At 39.7% G+C, this 17,997-nt stretch carries 19 protein-coding genes; 8 read left to right on the top strand and 11 right to left on the bottom strand.

Features of this window, described 5'->3' with window-relative positions; translation table 11 throughout:
* Position 1: 1 nt before the first annotated feature.
* Entirely contained in the window at positions 2-1,759 is a 1,758-nt protein-coding gene (locus LQ226_RS02050; RefSeq protein ID WP_231416183.1) for an ABC transporter ATP-binding protein, read from the bottom strand.
* A gap of 303 nt (positions 1,760-2,062) precedes the next feature.
* On the opposite strand from LQ226_RS02050, the gene LQ226_RS02045 reads away from it, so the two are divergent.
* Positions 2,063-2,890 (top strand): mechanosensitive ion channel family protein, encoded by an 828-nt coding sequence (locus LQ226_RS02045; RefSeq protein ID WP_231416182.1) that lies wholly within the window; start codon positions 2,063-2,065, stop codon positions 2,888-2,890.
* A gap of 25 nt (positions 2,891-2,915) precedes the next feature.
* Here the strand turns inward: LQ226_RS02045 and LQ226_RS02040 are convergent, their stop codons facing one another.
* The 7 genes from LQ226_RS02040 to LQ226_RS02010 all read right to left on the bottom strand — a co-directional run bounded on the left by LQ226_RS02040 (position 2,916) and on the right by LQ226_RS02010 (position 9,265).
* A complete protein-coding gene (locus tag LQ226_RS02040; RefSeq protein WP_231416181.1) occupies positions 2,916-4,205 on the bottom strand; it encodes a hemolysin family protein in 1,290 nt (429 codons plus the stop codon).
* Positions 4,206-4,329: 124 nt separating this feature from the next.
* Entirely contained in the window at positions 4,330-4,578 is a 249-nt protein-coding gene (locus tag LQ226_RS02035; protein WP_231416180.1) for a YkuS family protein, read from the bottom strand.
* An 81-nt stretch (positions 4,579-4,659) separates the two neighbouring features.
* Complete coding sequence (locus tag LQ226_RS02030; protein WP_231416179.1) at positions 4,660-5,775, bottom strand: N-acetyldiaminopimelate deacetylase; 1,116 nt, start codon at positions 5,773-5,775, stop codon at positions 4,660-4,662.
* Between the two features lie 59 nt (positions 5,776-5,834).
* Positions 5,835-6,554, bottom strand: a complete 720-nt coding sequence (gene dapD / locus LQ226_RS02025) for a 2,3,4,5-tetrahydropyridine-2,6-dicarboxylate N-acetyltransferase (protein WP_231416178.1) — start codon at positions 6,552-6,554, stop codon at positions 5,835-5,837.
* A 72-nt stretch (positions 6,555-6,626) separates the two neighbouring features.
* On the bottom strand, positions 6,627-8,126 hold the full coding sequence (locus tag LQ226_RS02020) for an MDR family MFS transporter (RefSeq protein WP_231416177.1): 1,500 nt from the start codon (positions 8,124-8,126) through the stop codon (positions 6,627-6,629).
* A gap of 108 nt (positions 8,127-8,234) precedes the next feature.
* Positions 8,235-8,684 (bottom strand): cyclic-di-AMP-binding protein CbpB, encoded by a 450-nt coding sequence (gene cbpB / locus LQ226_RS02015; protein WP_231416176.1) that lies wholly within the window; start codon positions 8,682-8,684, stop codon positions 8,235-8,237.
* 110 nt (positions 8,685-8,794) lie between these two features.
* Positions 8,795-9,265, bottom strand: coding sequence for a DUF3993 domain-containing protein (locus LQ226_RS02010; RefSeq protein WP_231416175.1), 471 nt, complete (start codon positions 9,263-9,265; stop codon positions 8,795-8,797).
* A 601-nt stretch (positions 9,266-9,866) separates the two neighbouring features.
* On the opposite strand from LQ226_RS02010, the gene LQ226_RS02005 reads away from it, so the two are divergent.
* Complete coding sequence (locus LQ226_RS02005; protein ID WP_231416174.1) at positions 9,867-10,784, top strand: cation diffusion facilitator family transporter; 918 nt, start codon at positions 9,867-9,869, stop codon at positions 10,782-10,784.
* A gap of 79 nt (positions 10,785-10,863) precedes the next feature.
* On the opposite strand, the gene LQ226_RS02000 is transcribed toward LQ226_RS02005, so the two are convergent.
* On the bottom strand, positions 10,864-12,078 hold the full coding sequence (locus LQ226_RS02000) for an EAL domain-containing protein (RefSeq protein ID WP_231416173.1): 1,215 nt from the start codon (positions 12,076-12,078) through the stop codon (positions 10,864-10,866).
* Positions 12,079-12,367: 289 nt separating this feature from the next.
* Here LQ226_RS02000 and trhA point away from each other — a divergent pair, with 289 nt between their 5' ends.
* A complete protein-coding gene (trhA, locus tag LQ226_RS01995) occupies positions 12,368-13,003 on the top strand; it encodes a PAQR family membrane homeostasis protein TrhA (protein ID WP_231416172.1) in 636 nt (211 codons plus the stop codon).
* 73 nt (positions 13,004-13,076) lie between these two features.
* Here the strand turns inward: trhA and fadH are convergent, their stop codons facing one another.
* Positions 13,077-13,844, bottom strand: coding sequence for a 2,4-dienoyl-CoA reductase (gene fadH / locus LQ226_RS01990; RefSeq protein ID WP_231416171.1), 768 nt, complete (start codon positions 13,842-13,844; stop codon positions 13,077-13,079).
* Between the two features lie 175 nt (positions 13,845-14,019).
* Between fadH and LQ226_RS01985 the strand changes: the two genes are divergently transcribed.
* From LQ226_RS01985 to LQ226_RS01965, 5 genes are all read left to right on the top strand, one after another.
* Complete coding sequence (locus tag LQ226_RS01985) at positions 14,020-14,889, top strand: metallophosphoesterase (protein WP_231416170.1); 870 nt, start codon at positions 14,020-14,022, stop codon at positions 14,887-14,889.
* 105 nt (positions 14,890-14,994) lie between these two features.
* Positions 14,995-15,228, top strand: coding sequence for a hypothetical protein (locus LQ226_RS01980; RefSeq protein WP_231416169.1), 234 nt, complete (start codon positions 14,995-14,997; stop codon positions 15,226-15,228).
* A gap of 97 nt (positions 15,229-15,325) precedes the next feature.
* On the top strand, positions 15,326-15,937 hold the full coding sequence (locus LQ226_RS01975; RefSeq protein WP_231416168.1) for an SCO family protein: 612 nt from the start codon (positions 15,326-15,328) through the stop codon (positions 15,935-15,937).
* A gap of 108 nt (positions 15,938-16,045) precedes the next feature.
* Positions 16,046-16,537 carry a YkyB family protein gene (locus LQ226_RS01970; protein ID WP_231416167.1) on the top strand — a complete coding sequence of 164 codons (492 nt, stop codon included), beginning with the start codon at positions 16,046-16,048 and terminating at the stop codon, positions 16,535-16,537.
* A 63-nt stretch (positions 16,538-16,600) separates the two neighbouring features.
* Entirely contained in the window at positions 16,601-16,801 is a 201-nt protein-coding gene (locus tag LQ226_RS01965) for a hypothetical protein (RefSeq protein ID WP_231416166.1), read from the top strand.
* 113 nt (positions 16,802-16,914) lie between these two features.
* Here the strand turns inward: LQ226_RS01965 and LQ226_RS01960 are convergent, their stop codons facing one another.
* Positions 16,915-17,823, bottom strand: a complete 909-nt coding sequence (locus LQ226_RS01960; protein WP_231416165.1) for a chemotaxis protein — start codon at positions 17,821-17,823, stop codon at positions 16,915-16,917.
* Between the last annotated feature and the right edge of the window lie 174 nt (positions 17,824-17,997).

The raw sequence follows: 17,997 nt of genomic DNA, 5'->3' as shown, positions 1-17,997 counted from the left end.
CTTATCCTTGATTAGAAGCTTGAAGAATCGCTTCTTTATCCTGGTATTGAATATCATAGATCCGTTGATATGGACCTCCGTTGTCTAACAGTTCGTCATGGACTCCACGCTCGACTATTCGACCGTCTTCTAGTACTAGAATCTCATCCGCGTGTTTTAAAGAGGAAATACGGTGCGCAATGATAAAGGTAGTGCGGCCTTCCATAACCTCTTTTAATGCTTTTTGGATTTGAAGTTCTGTCTCCATATCAACAGCAGACGTTGCATCATCGAGTACAAGAATACTCGGATCAATTAAAATCGCACGAGCAATGGCTACACGTTGCTTCTGACCACCTGAGAGCCCCATGCCTCGCTCCCCTAGCAATGTATCGTATCCATTTGGCATTTCTAGAATAAAGTCATGGGCTTGTGCCCTTTTTGCTGCATCAATAATATCCTCCATTGACGCTTCTGGATTCCCATAAGCAATATTCTCTTTAATGGTAGTTGAGAATAAGAAGGACTCTTGTAAAACAAATCCGATATTACTTCTTAATTCTTTAAGCCCGTAATTTTGAACAGGTCTTCCATCTACTAATACCTGGCCTTTTTCCGGCTCATAAAAGCGAGTGATCAGTTGGGTAATACTCGTTTTCCCTGAACCTGTGGCTCCGATTAATCCAACGGTCTTCCCTGGAGGTGCATCAAAGCTAATATCTTTCAAGGCCGAATCATCATCTTCTTCATAAGATAATGTCACGTCCTTAAAGGTCACATGCCCGTTCAGACGTTTTTGACGGATGGCCTCTGGAATTTCTTGAATATCCTCCGATGCCTCTAGAATCTCTAATAAACGTTCCCCTGAAGCTTTGGATTGAGAGAATAAGTTAATTACGAACCCAAAGTTCATAAGAGGTCCTAAGATGTACCAGATCAAGTTGAAGAAGGCGACAAGGACACCAATTGTCACTTCATCCTGAATATACAGATATCCACCAAATCCAAGTAAGGCTACTACACTTATATTCCCGATAAATTCCATTAACGGGAAGTACTTAGCCCATATATTTGAGGTGGACAAGTAATTTTGACGGTAATCATCATTCTTATCCGTGAATCGACCAACCTCAAAGTCTTCTCGTGACAATGATTTCACCGTATTCATGCCACTGATATTCTCCTGAACACGAGTATTCAAGCGACCAAATGCCTTCCGTATTCCTCTGAAAGCTGGGTGGACGCGTTTATCAAAGCGATAAACCACCACCGCTAAAAACGGCATCGATGCCATCGTGACTAATGCAAGTGGAATGGAGTAATAGAACATGACGCTTAAGCTAATGACAATTAAAGATACAATTCGAATAAATTCCGAAAATCCGAATGATAAAAAGAAACGAAAAGCCTCAACATCCGCTGTCAGACGAGACATCAAATCCCCTGTTCGCGCATTATCATAATATCGAAATGGTAAACGTTGAAGTTTCTTATATAGACCATCACGTAACGTGTAAACCGATTTAATACCAAACAAATCTCCTAAGTATTGTTGAATATAAGTCGCTACTCCTTTTAATAGCATAAGTCCAAAGAAAATAGCAGCTAAATATGGTATAAGATTATATCGTTCAGGTTTAACGATATCATCTATGGTGTACTTCAGTACGATTGGATAGACAACCGTAACCCCTGTTACAATTAGCAGAAATAATAAGGAAATAAAGAAATATCGCTTGAATGGCAAGTAATACATTTTTAACTTTTTAAACGTATCCAAATTGACCCCTCCTTTTTGATGTAAAATTTTTCACGTACATATAAATATATCGGGATCCGAAATAAATTTCCACCCATTTGACTTATTTTTTTGAAAATTTTTATTTCAATCTCCGTCCTTACCCTCCTCCTCCCTTAGATCTTGTTTCTCAACTAAAAAGATCGAGTCATTAACTCTTGACTTAGGCCAAGTGAGAATAGAGGCTCAATTGAACCACTTTCTATTTGATGGAATCTACCACCTTAAGGTATGATAGAAAACGTATTAAAAAAATTGTACTGTTTATATCGAAAGGAGTATACGATGTCTGATTTTCTAAATGATATTGACTTTGTCAATATAGCAACTATTGCCATGAAAATTGTACTTGTCTTACTTGTGTACTTAATTATTTCTCCGATTGGAAAGAAGCTTATCCAACGCTCTCTTTATAAAGCGGGAAATAACCAAAAGCTAACGGAAGCTAGAGCGAAGACATTAGAAAAGCTCATGATTAATATTTACTCTTACGTATTAGGTTTTATCCTTATTGCAACAATCTTTGGCCTTCTAAGTATTGACCTTGCTCCATTAATTGCTGGTGCTGGAATCATTGGTCTGGCTATTGGTTTCGGAGCTCAAGGGCTTGTGAGTGATGTCGTTACGGGTTTCTTCCTATTATTAGAGAAGCAAGTTGAAGTGGACGAATATGTAACAGCTGGTGGTATGAATGGCGTAGTCGAAGAGATTGGTCTACGTACAACAAAGATCAGAAGCTTTGATGGTACATTAAACTTTGTACCAAACCGTCATATCTCTACGGTTAGCAACCATTCACGTGGAAACATGCGTGCGCTTGTTGATATTGGAATTGCATATGATGAGAATATCGATGAAGCTATGGTGGTTCTTCAAAAAGTATGCGATGAGTTTGCTCAAAACGATGAACGTTTCAAAGATGGTCCGAATGTTTTGGGCGTTCAGAGTCTTGGCTCTTCTGACGTTGTTCTTCGCGTCTTAGGTCAAACGGAAAATATGCAACAATGGGCTGTAGAACGTGACCTACGTAAACGAATGAAAGAAGCACTAGATGAAGCAGGAATTGAAATTCCTTTCCCACATCAAGTTTATATTGAGAAAAAAGAAAGCTAATCCAAAAAGGGAATGAGCAAATTGCTCATTCCCTTTCTATTTTCCATAGCTCAATTTTTTGTATATGAGAGTCTTCCATATCCTTTACTTTTAACCTATAACCACTTACATCAATCTCTGTTCCTTCTTCTGCATTGATATTTTGAGTCAGCATCCACCCGGAAATCGTATTAACTTCATCGTGCTCAAGATCAAGATCAAAATAATCGTTCACGTCTTGAATGGACATTTTCCCATCTAATAATTTATGACCGTTCTCAAGTGTATCCATCGGCAACTCTTCTTCGTAATCAAATTCGTCCCGAATCTCACCAACGATTTCTTCTAAGATATCTTCTACTGTCACAATACCAGAGGTACCTCCATACTCATCAACAAGTACAGCTAAGTGAATATGATCCTTTTGCATTTTTAGAAGCAAATCTCTTAGCGGCACATTTTCGAAAATCTTCGGGACAGGACGTACGTAGGATAATATATCACTCGATTCATCACAGTCGTCATAGAATAGTTCTTTCATATGAATAACTCCGACGATATCATCTTTATCTTCGTTAATAACAGGGTATCTCGTGTACCGCTCGTCTCGCATAATTTCCATGTTATCTTTCATCGAGTCATTAATATCAACGACGACGACTTCCGTCCTTGGAACCATAATCTCTCGCGCAGTCCTGTTATCAAATTCAAAGATCCGATCCACGTATTTATATTCAGTTTGCGTAATTTCCCCCTGCTCATAACTTTCTGAAAGTATGTGGCGCAATTCATCTTCTGAATGTACTTCATCTGATTCATTAGCAGAAGCAAATCCAAGCATCCTCGTTAAAATGTTCGCACTCCCATTTAGTAACCATATAAAGGGGAACATAATTTTATGAAACCAAATGAGCGGCTTAGCGACAATAAGCGTAACCGCTTCTGCTTTTTGAATGGCTATCGTTTTTGGAGCGAGCTCCCCAAGAACAACATGCAAGAATGTAATAATGAAAAAGGCAATTGCAAAAGAGACCGTATGACTTAAAGCCTCAGGTATAGGAAACTGTTCAATAATTGGGTGCAACAGCTTATCAACGGTCGGCTCACCCAACCAACCAAGACCTAAAGAAGTGATCGTAATACCAAGTTGACAGGCGGATAGATAGTCATCTAAATGATCTAATAAGTACAGAACAGACTCTGCCTTTTTGTCATCTTCTTTTACTCTTGATTCAATCTTAGATCTTCGTACCTTTACAATAGAAAATTCACTAATAACAAAAAAGGCCGTTAATACAATCAGTAGTGCAACTAACAATAAATTCAATGTAATCATTAGAACTCTCCCTTTACAGCGTCATCTCCTATCACGAAACTCTACCCCAAGAATAAGAAGAGAAAACTCCGCGAGTCATGAGGTAAAAAAAATAGCTGAGCCACAAAAGTGGCTCAGCTATTTTCTATTGTTGCTGGCCGCGAGCGTCTACTGCTTGACATACCTCATCCGCTGTCATTCCGTTTGCATTAATAACAGATCCTTGCATAGCTGCATCCGCCATGCCCATCACGTTTTTATCTTGACCGGAAATAACACAGCAGTCACAGCCTTGTGTATCCTGCTCACTTTTAAGTTCAACAGTATCGTGACCTTTTGATTGTAACGCTTCACGTACGTCAGAAAGGGTACCTTCTACACCAATTCGTGCCAAAGTAACCCACCTCCTTTTTAGTTAGGAACGAGTCCTTCAAGGAGTAGTGTGTCCACAAGGAAGATTGGTATACGCACACCTTTATAGAGACCTTAGCGTACGTTCTACAACGTTTACTCCTACTTCAAGAGCCTCTTCCTTAGGCTCTAACCGTCCATTATGCAAGCCATATTCTGAATCAACACCAAGCCAAAACATAAAGCCAGGGATCTCTTTTAACATATAACCGAAGTCTTCCCCTGTCATAGCCGCTTTTGATTCTACAAATGTATAGCCAAGATCCTCGACGATCTGTTGAAAAGGCTCTATATAAGCCCCATGATTATTTACTTGATAATAATTTGAACCATAGTCAATAGAGATTTCACAATCATGACTGAATTCAATCCCTTTAGCCAAGTCTTCAATCTTCTTCTTCAAAAGATCCATTGTATCAGCTTTAAACGTTCTCATCGTTCCTTCTAGCCGAGCCGTTTCCGCTATTCCGTTTTGGACCGTTCCTCCTGTAATCTTACCAATCGTCACAACGGCTGAATCCAATGGATCAACAGCTCGTGAAACGATGGATTGCGCCTGAACCGTATATTGGCTCGCTGCAAGCACCATATCTCTTGTTAAATGAGGATAGGCAGCATGACCACCTTTTCCTTTAAAGTCAATATACAACTCGCTCGTATTAGCAAATAACAACCCTTCTTTAGTTGCAACGCTTCCTACTGGATGCTCAGGAGCAATATGAAGAGCAAAGATTTCGTCTGGCCACCACGACTTCATCTCTTCACTTTGAAGCATTGGCAGAGCTCCGCCTGGATTTTCCTCTGCAGGTTGAAATAGAAATAATACATGTTCACGAGCCGGGGATTTTGCTAATCGAGCAAGGCTACCAAGGGCGATCGTCATGTGGAAATCGTGTCCACATGCATGCATCTGACCTTCATGAGTGGAAGCAAAAGGATACCCCGTTTCTTCTACAATCGGCAATCCATCTATATCAGCCCGGTAAGCAATCGTTTTTGAGGGATCAGTTCCTCGTACTTTAACCAGAAGTCCCGTCCGCCACTTTTTCACCTCAATATGATCCTGTGGCAACTCCTCGATAAAGTTTAATAAATATTCTTGCGTTTTTGTTTCCTGGAATCCAAGCTCAGGGATTTTATGTAGGTCTCTTCGCGTCTCTTTTAAAGCTTCACTATTCATCTGTTGTCACCTCTTTAAAAATGAGGCCCTCCAAAGGGGAGAGCCTCATCATCATCATATTAGTTATCTAGTTTACGCAATTCTTGCTTAATTTCTGTTTTCCCTTTAGTTTGTTCATCAATTTCCTTGATGACTTTAGCAGGAGTTCCGGCTACAACAGTGTTTGGAGGAACATCTTGTGTAACGATTGAACCTGCAGCTACAACAGAGCCTTTTCCTACTGTTACACCTTCAAGAATGACAGCGTTCGCTCCCACTACAACTTCATCTTCTACGACTACCGGCTTTGCAGAAGGTGGTTCAATAACTCCAGCTAGCACAGCTCCCGCTCCGATGTGACAGTTCTTACCAACTGTAGCACGGCCACCAAGAACAACGTTCATGTCGATCATTGTTCCTTCACCTACTACAGAACCGATATTAATCGCAGCTCCAAGCATAATGACTGCTCCGTCTCCAATTTCAACCTGATCGCGAATAATGGCACCAGGCTCAATACGAGCATTCACATTCTTAAGGTCAAGCGTTGGAATAGCAGAGTTACGACGATCATTTTCAACGACGTAATCTTCAATTGAACCTTTGTTGCTTAGAAGGGCAGGTTCAACGTCTTTCCATTCACCGAAAAGAACGCCTGTTTCATTATCAACGAAGGCTTTAACCGTTTCGCCAAAATCAATTGACTTTAGGTTATCCCCTTTAATATATACTTTCACTGGTGTAGATTTTTTACTATTTGAAATAAACGAAATAATTTCGTTTGCATCCATCATTTCCATGGCTTGCGCCTCCTTTATGTAGTACAACGTTATTTTATTACTTTATCAGACTCAAGAAGGGGTGACAAGGCATTACGTTTTTTTACCTTTTGGAAGGAAGAATATGAACAAAAAGGACAGGATAGCTAGTCCTAAAAGTCCTACATATACTTGATGCAGTCCAATCGTTAATGCTTCTTGAAGTGCCGATTGAGTCGAAGAGGAAAGAGAAGCACGTTCATCAGCATCTAAAAGTTGGTTAACGGTTTGTAATGATATGTTACCCCCCATATTCTTATTCTGAATGGTAGTATGAACCACGCTATTTAGAACTCCGCCTAAAACAGCTGCTCCGATTGCACTCCCAATGTTGCGCATAAACATATTAGAAGCCGTAGCAATGCCTCGTGTCTTCCAATCGACAGTACTTTGAATCGAAACAATAAACGATGTGGTGGACATCCCCATTCCTACGCCAATAAAGAAAGACCCTGCTGCCGCCCATAAAGGACCTTTATCTGGCGTTAATAGAAAGAAGAAAATGCCCCCTATTACAAGAGCCCCTCCTCCTATCATTGAGGTAGCACGAAAGCCAATCTTTAAAAGCAAGCGCCCGGCAATCATAGACGATATAGGCCATCCAATTGACATGGTGGTTAAAGTAAACCCGGCAACTGTTGCCGATTTCCCCATAACCCCTTGCACAAAAGCCGGAAGGTAACTCGAGACCCCTATAAGAATCATTCCTGTCGTAAGAGAAGTAATATTAGCAATAGTAATGGAGCGATACCCCCAAATGGAAAAAGGCATCATAGGGTCAGGAGCACGCTTTTCCTGAAGATAAAACCCGATTGAACAAAGAATAAATATGGACAGAAGCCCTATCGCAAGCGGAGAATTCCACTCGATTCCTACTCCTCCTTCTACAAGAAGGAACATTAATGAAGCAATGCCGACCATAAGAAGAGCTGAACCAGGAAAATCTATAGAATGACGCTTTTTCTCCACGTTTTCATGAAAGAAGAAAACCACACCGATTATAGCCAAAATGCCGAGTGGGAGGTTCATCCAAAACACATAACGCCAGTTCAATACGTCTACAAAAAAGCCACCAAGTGCTGGACCTGTCACGGCAGATATCCCCCAAACACTTGAAAGATACCCTTGGATTTGGGCTCGTTCTTCTTTTGTATAAATATCTCCAACTATAGTGGACGCAATCGGCATAAGGGCCCCTGCCCCAATGCCTTGAAGGAATCGATATATAATAAGGGTAGTCATCGAAGTAGCAAATCCACATAACAATGATCCTACTAAAAATAAACTGATTCCTATAAGGAAAATAGGCTTTCGCCCAAACAAATCGGAAAGCTTACCAAATATTAAAACTGTACTCGCATTTGTCAATAAATACGCTGAGAACACCCAGCTGTAGAGAGAGAAACCTCCGAGTGCTGCCACGATACTAGGCATGGCTGTTGAAACGATAGTAGCTTCAATCGCTGAAAGAAACATAGCAAGCATAATAGATGCGAGTACAAGAGGTCTATTTGATTTCTTTTGACTTGATTCAATTGATGCAGTTGAATTCATCGTTCCCTCCTCCTCTGGTATAGGCATACTTACTTCGCAGCCATATCTGCTTTTTATTACATGAAGTATAAAATGGAGGTGTCCTCAATAAGAGAACACCTCCGAATGTTACATTTTATTATTATATGTGTGAAAGTGTTTATTTAATGGTTTTAAGATGGCTCTTCTTGTTAGGATCCCGTCAAAATAACCCTCATCGTCCGCCACGCAAACAAATGGATGGTTAACCACTTCTCCTAAAGCTTTTGAAAAGCTATCCTCTTTCTTTAAACACGGTATATCTGTATTCATCACTTCTTCTACGCGTACAGAAGATAGCTTATCGAGCTCAAATTGCTCTACTCCAAGCATATTCTCAATAATAATGGTTTTACTTATAGTTCCTTGCAATCGGTATTTCGCATCTAGTACAGGAACGGCAGAATATCCTGATTTCACCAGGACCAACAGGGCGTGTTCTAATGGATTACCTCCTTGAACATGAGCCACGATTTCTGATGGAATCATTAAGTCTCCGACATGGTATTTTTCTAATTCTTCTCTTTGCAAACTAATCATACGTTCGTACACTCCTTCTTGTTCACACACGGAGGAGTAAGCAATTGTTAAATGCTCTATCAATCCCGAAAATTATTATAACACACTCTATAAGAAAACGATAACATAACTTACACCTCTTGATCCCATTCAAGTTTTGAAATACGCCATCCCTCATCTGTTCTAGAGATCGTAATAATTCTTTGGATCTTGCTTTCTCCCATTAATTCTGATGATTTTTGTTTGTCTTCCTTCACTACAATCCTATCTTTTTGTTTCTCAATCACAGAAAAACCTTCTATATTCTTCGGAATGATATAAGGAGAGAAATCCGTCGTACCAAATTGAAAAACATCTCCGTCCATAATAAGATGCTCCACAAATACCGTCATCATGCTATCTTTAGTAAACCATTTAATAAATTCACTTCGGATCTCACTATAAGTAGATTGCTTGCTAGCATACTCTGCCTGGACTTGATGGGCTTCTTTGAGAATACGTTTCCATTCGACGTCTGATTCCTGACCTGCTTGTACGGTTTTAAATGACACAAATGCGATCACCACTGCAAACATTAATCCGAACAATACAAACTTCCTCATACCCCGTCCTCCCTTAAATTAAACAGAGACGTACCTGATTTGAATCTCATCACAGCACGCCCCGCTTCACCTACTATTCTTTCTCTTTTGGATTATTGTGTACTTCAATTTGAATCGGCTTTAGCTTATCGTGACCACATGTAGGACATTTGTATTGGTCAGTAGATAAAGAACAGCAATGATTACAGTGGTAATGCATAGACATCCCTCTCTTTATTGGTTATCTTCATTCTATCAATATAGCCTATGCAATTGAGGTAGATTCGTTCGTAAAATCCCCCCACCCATAGACAAGCCTCCCTACGCTTTTCATAAAAAGACCCAAATAATGGTGATGATTGACGAAGAAGTCCTACAAAGTAAAAAGAATTGAAAAATGAAGCATATTTTGCAAGATTACGGGGAAACAATATCGTACATTCCGAATACATCTAAGAAGATAGGATGTTAATATGAACATATGATCATATAACTTCAAGGGGTGATGTCATTGAATGAGCATAAAAACGAAATGGACTATTATCCGCCTGATGATCACGTTTTCCATTTATTAAACCAGGCAATCGAACACGCTCAACATATTTAAATAGGAGGATTTCTAATGGGACACTCTCACGATGGTCATAGCCACGGGCACGACCACTCACATGGCGCTAACAAAACCGCCTTAATGTGGAGTTTCATTCTTATATTTGGTTTTATGATTGTAGAAGTTGTTGGAGGTATCATAACGAATAGTCTCGCTTTACTTTCAGATGCGGGTCACATGTTAAGTGATGCAGCAGCCCTTGGCCTTAGTTTAGTAGCATTTAAAGTAGGAGAACGGTCTGCTACAAAAGCGAAGACATACGGCTACAAACGATTCGAGATTTTGGCCGCTTTCTTAAACGGGGTAACATTAATCGTTATCTCTCTATATATATTCTGGGAAGCTTACAACCGTTTTTTAGATCCACCTAATGTCAGTATGGGAATGATGATTGTTGCTTTCATAGGGTTAGTGGTAAACATCCTCGTTGCCTGGATCCTTATGAGAGGGGATACAGAAGAAAATCTAAACCTTAGAAGTGCTTTCTTACACGTGTTAGGGGATCTGCTTGGCTCTATCGGTGCAATTATCGCAGGTATTCTTATTTATTTCTTCAACTGGAATATTGCCGATCCCATTGCAAGTGTTCTCGTAGCCTTACTTATCATTACAAGTGGGTACCGCATTGCAAAAGATTCTTTCCACGTTTTAATGGAAGGAAAACCTGAAGGAATAAACGTAGAAAAAGTCCATGAAGATTTAAAAGGACTCGCAAACGTAGTGGATGTTCATGACCTCCACATCTGGTCTATCACCAATGAATTCCCAGCCCTAACCTGTCATCTAGTCGTGGACAAGGAATGTGAACGTGACCTATTACTCCAGAAGGCAGTAGGGCTATTAAAGAGCGAGCACGAAATCACTCACTCTACCATTCAAATAGAAAGTCAATCTGTGCTCCCCCATGAAAAAGATGATTGCTGTAATTAAAACCAGCAACTGAAGAATGAAAAAAAGGAGCTTGGAAAATTCCAAGCTCCTTTTTATGTGTAGATCGAACTTAAGAGTATCAGATCAGCAAGGACTCATTGTCATATATATAAGCATACTTAATATCTATAAATATGTAATGATGGGCCGATAATGGGAAACTAAAGGTACGAATCATTTCTCTTGTTTCAATATCTGAATAAAGCTCAGAAAGCCTCCCTTTATTCCACAACCTCATTTGTACCATATTCTCTAAAAAGTACGGTCGAAATGCCCAATTCGTTCCGAGGATATCGATCTCTTTGACCCAATCTTCTTCCCTTTTTCTAAAGTTTGAAGAAATTTGACGCCCATTGCTGTCACATACGTACATCCGAAAACTTTCTTCATCAAAATACCCGGTCACCCTCTCTAAGAAAGAGTCCACTCGTTTCGGTCCATCCCAGTGATCCAACAATCCCCTCACTCTCTGATCCCAACGAAGAACATGAGCAAGGCGTTCCTCTATTAGATTCTTCTCTCGTTTAATAAAGCCATCCACTTGCTCTTTAATAAGGGGCTGCTGGCTGAATGGTTCTAGAAACGAAAATGAAGGTCGTGCCAAATAGAACCCTTGATAATAACGTCCCCCATGTTTCCAGGCATAATATAACTGATATGAATCTTCGATATTCTCGAATAGTAGCGCTGCCCCAATCCTTCTTGCAAGCATAGAAAGAGAATAAATGATGTCCTGGTACCCACTAGAGTCGACCCCTGAAAGGATCTTTGAATCAACTTTAAGAATATGGGGTTCTAATTGGCGTAACCGATCTAAATTCGAGCTCTTCGCGCCCACATGGTCAACAGCAATTTGGATCCCGTATGTTTTATAGTAAAGCAATAAATGGTTCAACATTTCAAAATCTTCATCAAAATCATGTTCTGTGATTTCAAGAACTATCCGACTCATGTCAAAACCTTTGTCCTCATAATCGTGCAAGGTGGACAATAAGGGTTCACCATTTTCAAGCATAAGCTGTTTGGCATTTCGGTTAATGAATAGATTGCCTTTCATATCATGTTCAACCATATCCCCAATAGCCATTTGCAGAATATATTGATCTACCTCTAATTTAAAATCCTCTGGTACCTGAGCATCATGGAAAAATGTCCCTAAACTGACCCATTCTCCTTCATGCCAGTATCTCCCTAACACTTCATATCCGATGATATCGTGCTTTACAGCAGAGAAAACAGGCTGATACACAGGTTTGACTCTTTCTAAATGACTGACTACATCTAACGGATCCACGCGCGCATCCCTCCTGGTTCTTCCAATTACGTCTTCATTCATTTCTTTATTGTACTATTTTATCGGAATTCTAGGAAAAGATATAGGCAGTTTTAAAAGTTTTCCCTCGAAGCCATCTGCGGATAGCGTGAGGTTTTAAAGCCCCTTCACGCACGACCATTGAAATCCGATCAACGTTTAGCTAGGTGCAAGAAAAGTAAAGATTTTCTTTATTAAGAGAGAAAGATTTGGTAGAAAAGGTTAAAAAGCGTTATAATTAAAGAAATTAAGAATGAGGTAGGTTCTGAATGTGGAAACACATACGTATACAAAGCGAGAAGAAATTGTAAATGCTGTCACACACGGTATTGGTGTTTTACTAAGTATTGCTGCTTTAGTGTTGTTGGTTGTAAATGCCTCCATGAACGGAAATGCTTGGCAGATCGTATCGGTATCCATTTATGGTGCAACGATGATCTTCTTGTATTTTTCCTCAACTATGGTCCATGGCATGCCAGATGGAAAATGGAAAGATCTATTTGAGATTTTCGACCACGCTGCCATCTACTTATTTATCGCAGGCACATATACTCCATTGTTACTTGTAGTATTGCGAGGTCCTTTAGGATGGACGTTATTCGGAATTGTATGGGGTATTGCGATCTTTGGAGTCGTGTTTAAGGTTTTCTTTGTGAAGAAATTTGTAGTCCTATCAACTGTATTTTATGTTTTGATGGGTTGGATTATCGTTCTAGCATGGAACCCTCTTGCTACAAAATTAGCTTTTGGAGGCTTAGTCCTTTTAGTGGTAGGCGGTGTCCTTTACTCGGTGGGTACAATCTTTTACGTGTGGAGAAGCTTCACGTTTCATCATGCAGTCTGGCACCTATTCGTATTGGCCGGTTCTGCCATGCATTTCTTCACGATTTTCTATTATGTATTATAAAAAAAGAGACAACTCCCTATAGGGAATTGTCTCTTTACTTATGTGTCTATTCAATCCTGAGAAGCCCACTCATTTAAAATGGGAACTTATTTAACCATTGTCCTCCGTCTAAAGTAACCACTTCTCCATTCATATAAGACGCTTTATCAGAAAGGATAAAGTTGGCTAACTCTGCTATTTCTTCTGGTTGTCCAAGACGCTTTAAGGGTACAGATTCTAAAGTTCGTTTTGCGGCTTCTTCTGATTCAAATAACTTATCAGCACCACCTGTTCGTTCGATTGGGCCTGGGGCAATGGCGTTTGTACGTATTCCATACTTGTATCCCCACTCTACAGCGAGCGTTCGTGTAATGGATAAAACACCTGACTTGGCAGCTGCCGAGTGGATGACACCAGCTCCAGCGTCCCATGCATATGTAGCAACCATATTTAAGATATTTCCCTTTGTTCCTTCTTTCATCCAGTAATCCCCAGCTGCCTTACAACAATAAAAGGTACCATTTAAAACGATATCAATGACCGAATTCCAGCCATTCACAGATAATTTTTCAGCAGGGCAAATAAAGTTTCCAGCAGCATTGTTAACAAGATGATCGAGACCACCGTAAGTTTGAACTGTTTCTTCCACCATTCTCTCTACATCCTCTGGCTTCCTCACATCCATGACAATCGTGTGAACGTTCCCATCTGTGTTCTTTACAATGTCAGCTTTTGCTTCGTTCAGCCGCTCCTGGTTCCGGCCTGTAATAACCACATTGGCTCCTTCTGCTGCAAATTTCTGAGCCATATACTTCCCCATACCACTTGATCCACCTGTCACAATGACAACTTCATCTTTCATGAGCCATTCCTCCTTTGCATATAAATTCTTTACACACCCATGAAAACCCTTTCAAACCATTCTAATTTTTCAATTTCATTTCATATATTGAAATGAACGATATGAATGATTAAGACATGCTATAATGCTACTATCCCTTAACGGGAATGAAATGGATAAAAGGCGTGAACGAATTATGTCAAAACCTATCACTCGTCGAACATTCATGAAGCGCCTTTTCGGAAGCGTTTTAGGTTTGTTTGGTATCGGAGGGGGCACTTATTATTACGCTCGGTACGTTGAGCCATCTATGCTTACCGTCCAAGAAGAGACCATCTCTTCTGCAAAGATCCCCGCCTCTTTTCATAATAAAAAGATTTTACAATTTAGCGATACGCATATTGGATTCCACTATGATTTGGGACAATTCCAGCAACTTATAGAATCGATTCAATCTCACGAGCCTGACCTTTTATTATTTACAGGGGATCTTATTGATGCACCTGACAAGGAAACAACTCTAACTTTTGAAAAAGTTGCCGCTATATTAAGTAAGCTAGAAGCACCTATGGGTAAGTATTGGATTTACGGAAACCATGACCATGGGGGTTATGGCACAGAAGTAATTGCCAACACGATGAAGGAAGCTGGATTTACACTGCTCCAAAATAATCAAGCTTTAATTGACAATTCAGGAGAGCAGATTCTCTTAGCAGGCCTTGATGACGTCATGTTGGGGAAACCTAATATTGAGAAAGCCCTTGGAGGAAATAACGATGAGCTCTTTACCATCCTCCTTTGTCATGAGCCTGATTATGCTGAATCAGTTAAGCACTACAAGGTGGATGTACAGCTTTCAGGCCACAGTCATGGAGGACAAGTACAAATCCCCTTCTTAGGCCACCTGGTTACACCTCCTTTAGCAGAACGATACGTGGAGGGGTGGTATTCTATTGGTGCCTTTCCTCTATCTTTATATGTAAGTCGCGGAATTGGAACAACCAGGGAACCATACCGATTCTTATGCCGTCCTGAATACACGATTCATACATTAAAACAAACGTAGGCTGCTTTCTGTTGAAAGCAGCCTTATTCCATTTAAATACAGGCTCACAACTCCTTACCTTTTCATAGACTGATTAAAGAGTCTAGAGTGAAAGGAGAGTCCACTATGCACCATTATCCTGCTGCCTATAATCAAGGGGTCTACCGAAATAATAACGGAAGTCATCAAAACGATGAACGTTTTATAGGACCATTTTTTCCATTTCTGACAGGATTAGCGGTAGCTCCATTATTTTACGGAGCATTTAGACCGCCATTCTTCTATCCACCTTACCCATACTATCCGCCATACCCTTGTCGTCCATTTGGGTGCCGTCCCTTCTACCGCCCATTTTATTAAGAGATAGTCGTTTCACGAAATGTTCATAGCTTCCCTTCTTTGCTTCATGTTAAAATATTCTGTAGATATATAATAGAGGCACAATGGGGGATGGGATATGAAACGATATACAACTGGAGCTATACTTCTGCTCATGATGGTTTTATTAGCAGCCTGCTCTAATTCAAAAGATTATGAGGGAGATTTCTCTTATGATGTAGAAGATTTCGAATTTACAAACCAAGACGGGGAAACCGTTTCAAAAGAAGATCTAGAAGGAGATTTTTGGGTCGCAGATATGATCTTTACAAACTGCACAGATGCTTGCCCCAATATGACTAATAATATGGCTCGCTTACAAACAATGGTTGAGGAAGCTGGATTAAAAGATGACGTAAACTTCGTTTCTTTCTCCATTGATCCAGAATATGACTCACCAGAAGTGTTAAAGGACTTTGCAGGTAAATTCGAAGCCGACCTCTCTAACTGGCATTTCCTAACAGGCTATGAACCTGAAACGATTAAAGAGTTCTCAGTTAAATCATTTAAATCTATGGTAGAAAAAATCCCAAGACAGGATGCTCCTGAGGGCCAAGTAGATTACAATTTCGCTCATTCATCAAGAATGTATATTATTACACCAGAGGGTGAAGCGATTAAGAGCTATATTGGCACCGACTTTAATAACATGGAGCCTATACTTGAAGATTTAAAAAACTATATTCAATAGCAGAAATGAGAGTCTTCTTCATTAAGAGGACTCTCATCATTTTTTAAATTTGCTTTTTAAGATCAGCTTTTGTACGATGGTAGTAGTTAAGAAAAAGGAGGAAGTTTTTTGAAAAATGAAGTAAAACATTCTTCTACTCAGGAAATTGCAGAAGCGTTATATGTCGTTAACCGCCATGCCAAAACAGCACCAGACCCAAGACATTTATACACGCTTAAGAAAAAAGCAATTCAGCAATTAATCACTCAGAAGCAAGCCAAAAAGATCGGCCTCCACTATTCCGACCACCCGAAATATAGCCATCAGCATTCCACCCTTTTGGTACAAGTTGCTAATTATTATTTCCATATCCCCCCGCGAAAAGAAGACTTCCAAGCGCTTAAGCACTTAGGAAACATCGATCAATCCTATCGAAACCCCAAACCAAGTCTTTCTTTAACAAGAGCGAAAAAGGTGCTCTATCGCTATTTAAATTGGGAGGAAGATTATAGTGATAAAGAGCCGAATTATAAGAAACAGACGAAGTCGCCTTATCGCAATCCCCACTATGCACCATGGGGACAACTAGTTTCATGGAATCAAAAAGATCGACGAAGATAAAACCGATTGAAACGTTTCATCTTTCTCAAGGAAAGGAATTCCTGTAGTAAGGAGGGATGGAACGTGAATGAAATGAAAAATTTTATGTATGAGCTCTATCAGTTTATGAAATGGTCTGAGGAAATGAAAGATGCCTATGAACGTCTAAGTGAAGAGGAAAAAATTCTTGTGAATAAACATACCCCTTTCACAGAAACGCCTAGGGAGCTCAATAAAGAGGTTACAAAATGGTACGAAAGCATGCATGAAAAAGTTACCTATTAAATTGAAATTTTCATCCATAAAAAAAATCGGCTACTCGCCGATTTTTTTAGTGTTTATCCTCCGCCCCAAATCATCTAGGGCTATAAGTAAAAAATTATCCAAAGCGATACTACTTACAAAATTAACTGATCGATCTTTTTAACAAGCTCGACAATTTCAGGCTTTGATATTTGATCGTTAGCCCCCACTATTTCCCCTTTATGTCTTAAATCATCTGTAATAAGCGACGAGAATATAATTACAGGGATCTGTTGCATGTTAGGGTCCTCTTTAACTTGCTTTGTAAAATGGTGGCCATCCATACGAGGCATTTCAATATCCGTTATGATAAGCTGATATTCCTCTTCTACAGCTTTCCCCTCTTCTACAAGACCCAAAAGATGGTCAATTGCTTCCTTCCCATCCTCAAATGAACGTATGTTTTCATAGCCTGCTTCTCCAAGAGTTTCTTCTAACATAGCTCTTAACATAGCAGAGTCTTCAGCTATCAAGATTCGTTTCTGTGATCTTTCTCTGACCCCTAGCGTTTTCATTTGATCTACGTTGATACTAGAATCCGGGTTGATATCAGCTACCATTTTTTCAAAATCTAACATCAGGAGCATCTCAGTTTCTCGTTTAATGACTCCTGTGATTTGTGTTTCTAACCCTTGATACATCTTACCTGGTTTCTCAATATTTTCCCATGAGATGCGATGAATTTGCGTAACGGTATGTACATGGAAGACGATCTTGGTTTTATTAAACTCTGCTAGAATAAATTTATCTAACTCTGGTTGATCAGAAGGAGGAAAACCTAGTGCATGAGCCACATCAACAACCGGAACTACCTCTCCTCTAATTTCAATAATTCCTTCAACGGATTGATGAGCATGAGGAACTTTGGTAACAGGAACCGGATTCAGAATTTCTTTGACTTTAATGACATTGATTCCGAATTTGTTCTGTCCTACTCCAAATTCTACGACCTCTAACTCATTTGTTCCACTTTCTAATAAGATCCCTTTATCATACGTTTCCACTAAAAAACCTCCTCAAAATATGGTAAACCTTCCTCTATTATAGAAGGAACCCCAATATTTTCATAGGCACTTCTTGTTAAAACGTCGCATGTTCCCATTCAGATTAAAATATCTTTCCTCCTAGTGGTGTAAATAAGAGGATTTCGTAATATAAAAAGACGAAACCTTAAAAGG

This window comes from Pontibacillus sp. HN14 (genome assembly GCF_021129245.1).
In the GTDB taxonomy this organism is placed as follows: Bacteria; Bacillota; Bacilli; order Bacillales; family BH030062; genus Pontibacillus.
This window is presented reverse-complemented; position numbering and strand designations above follow the sequence as displayed.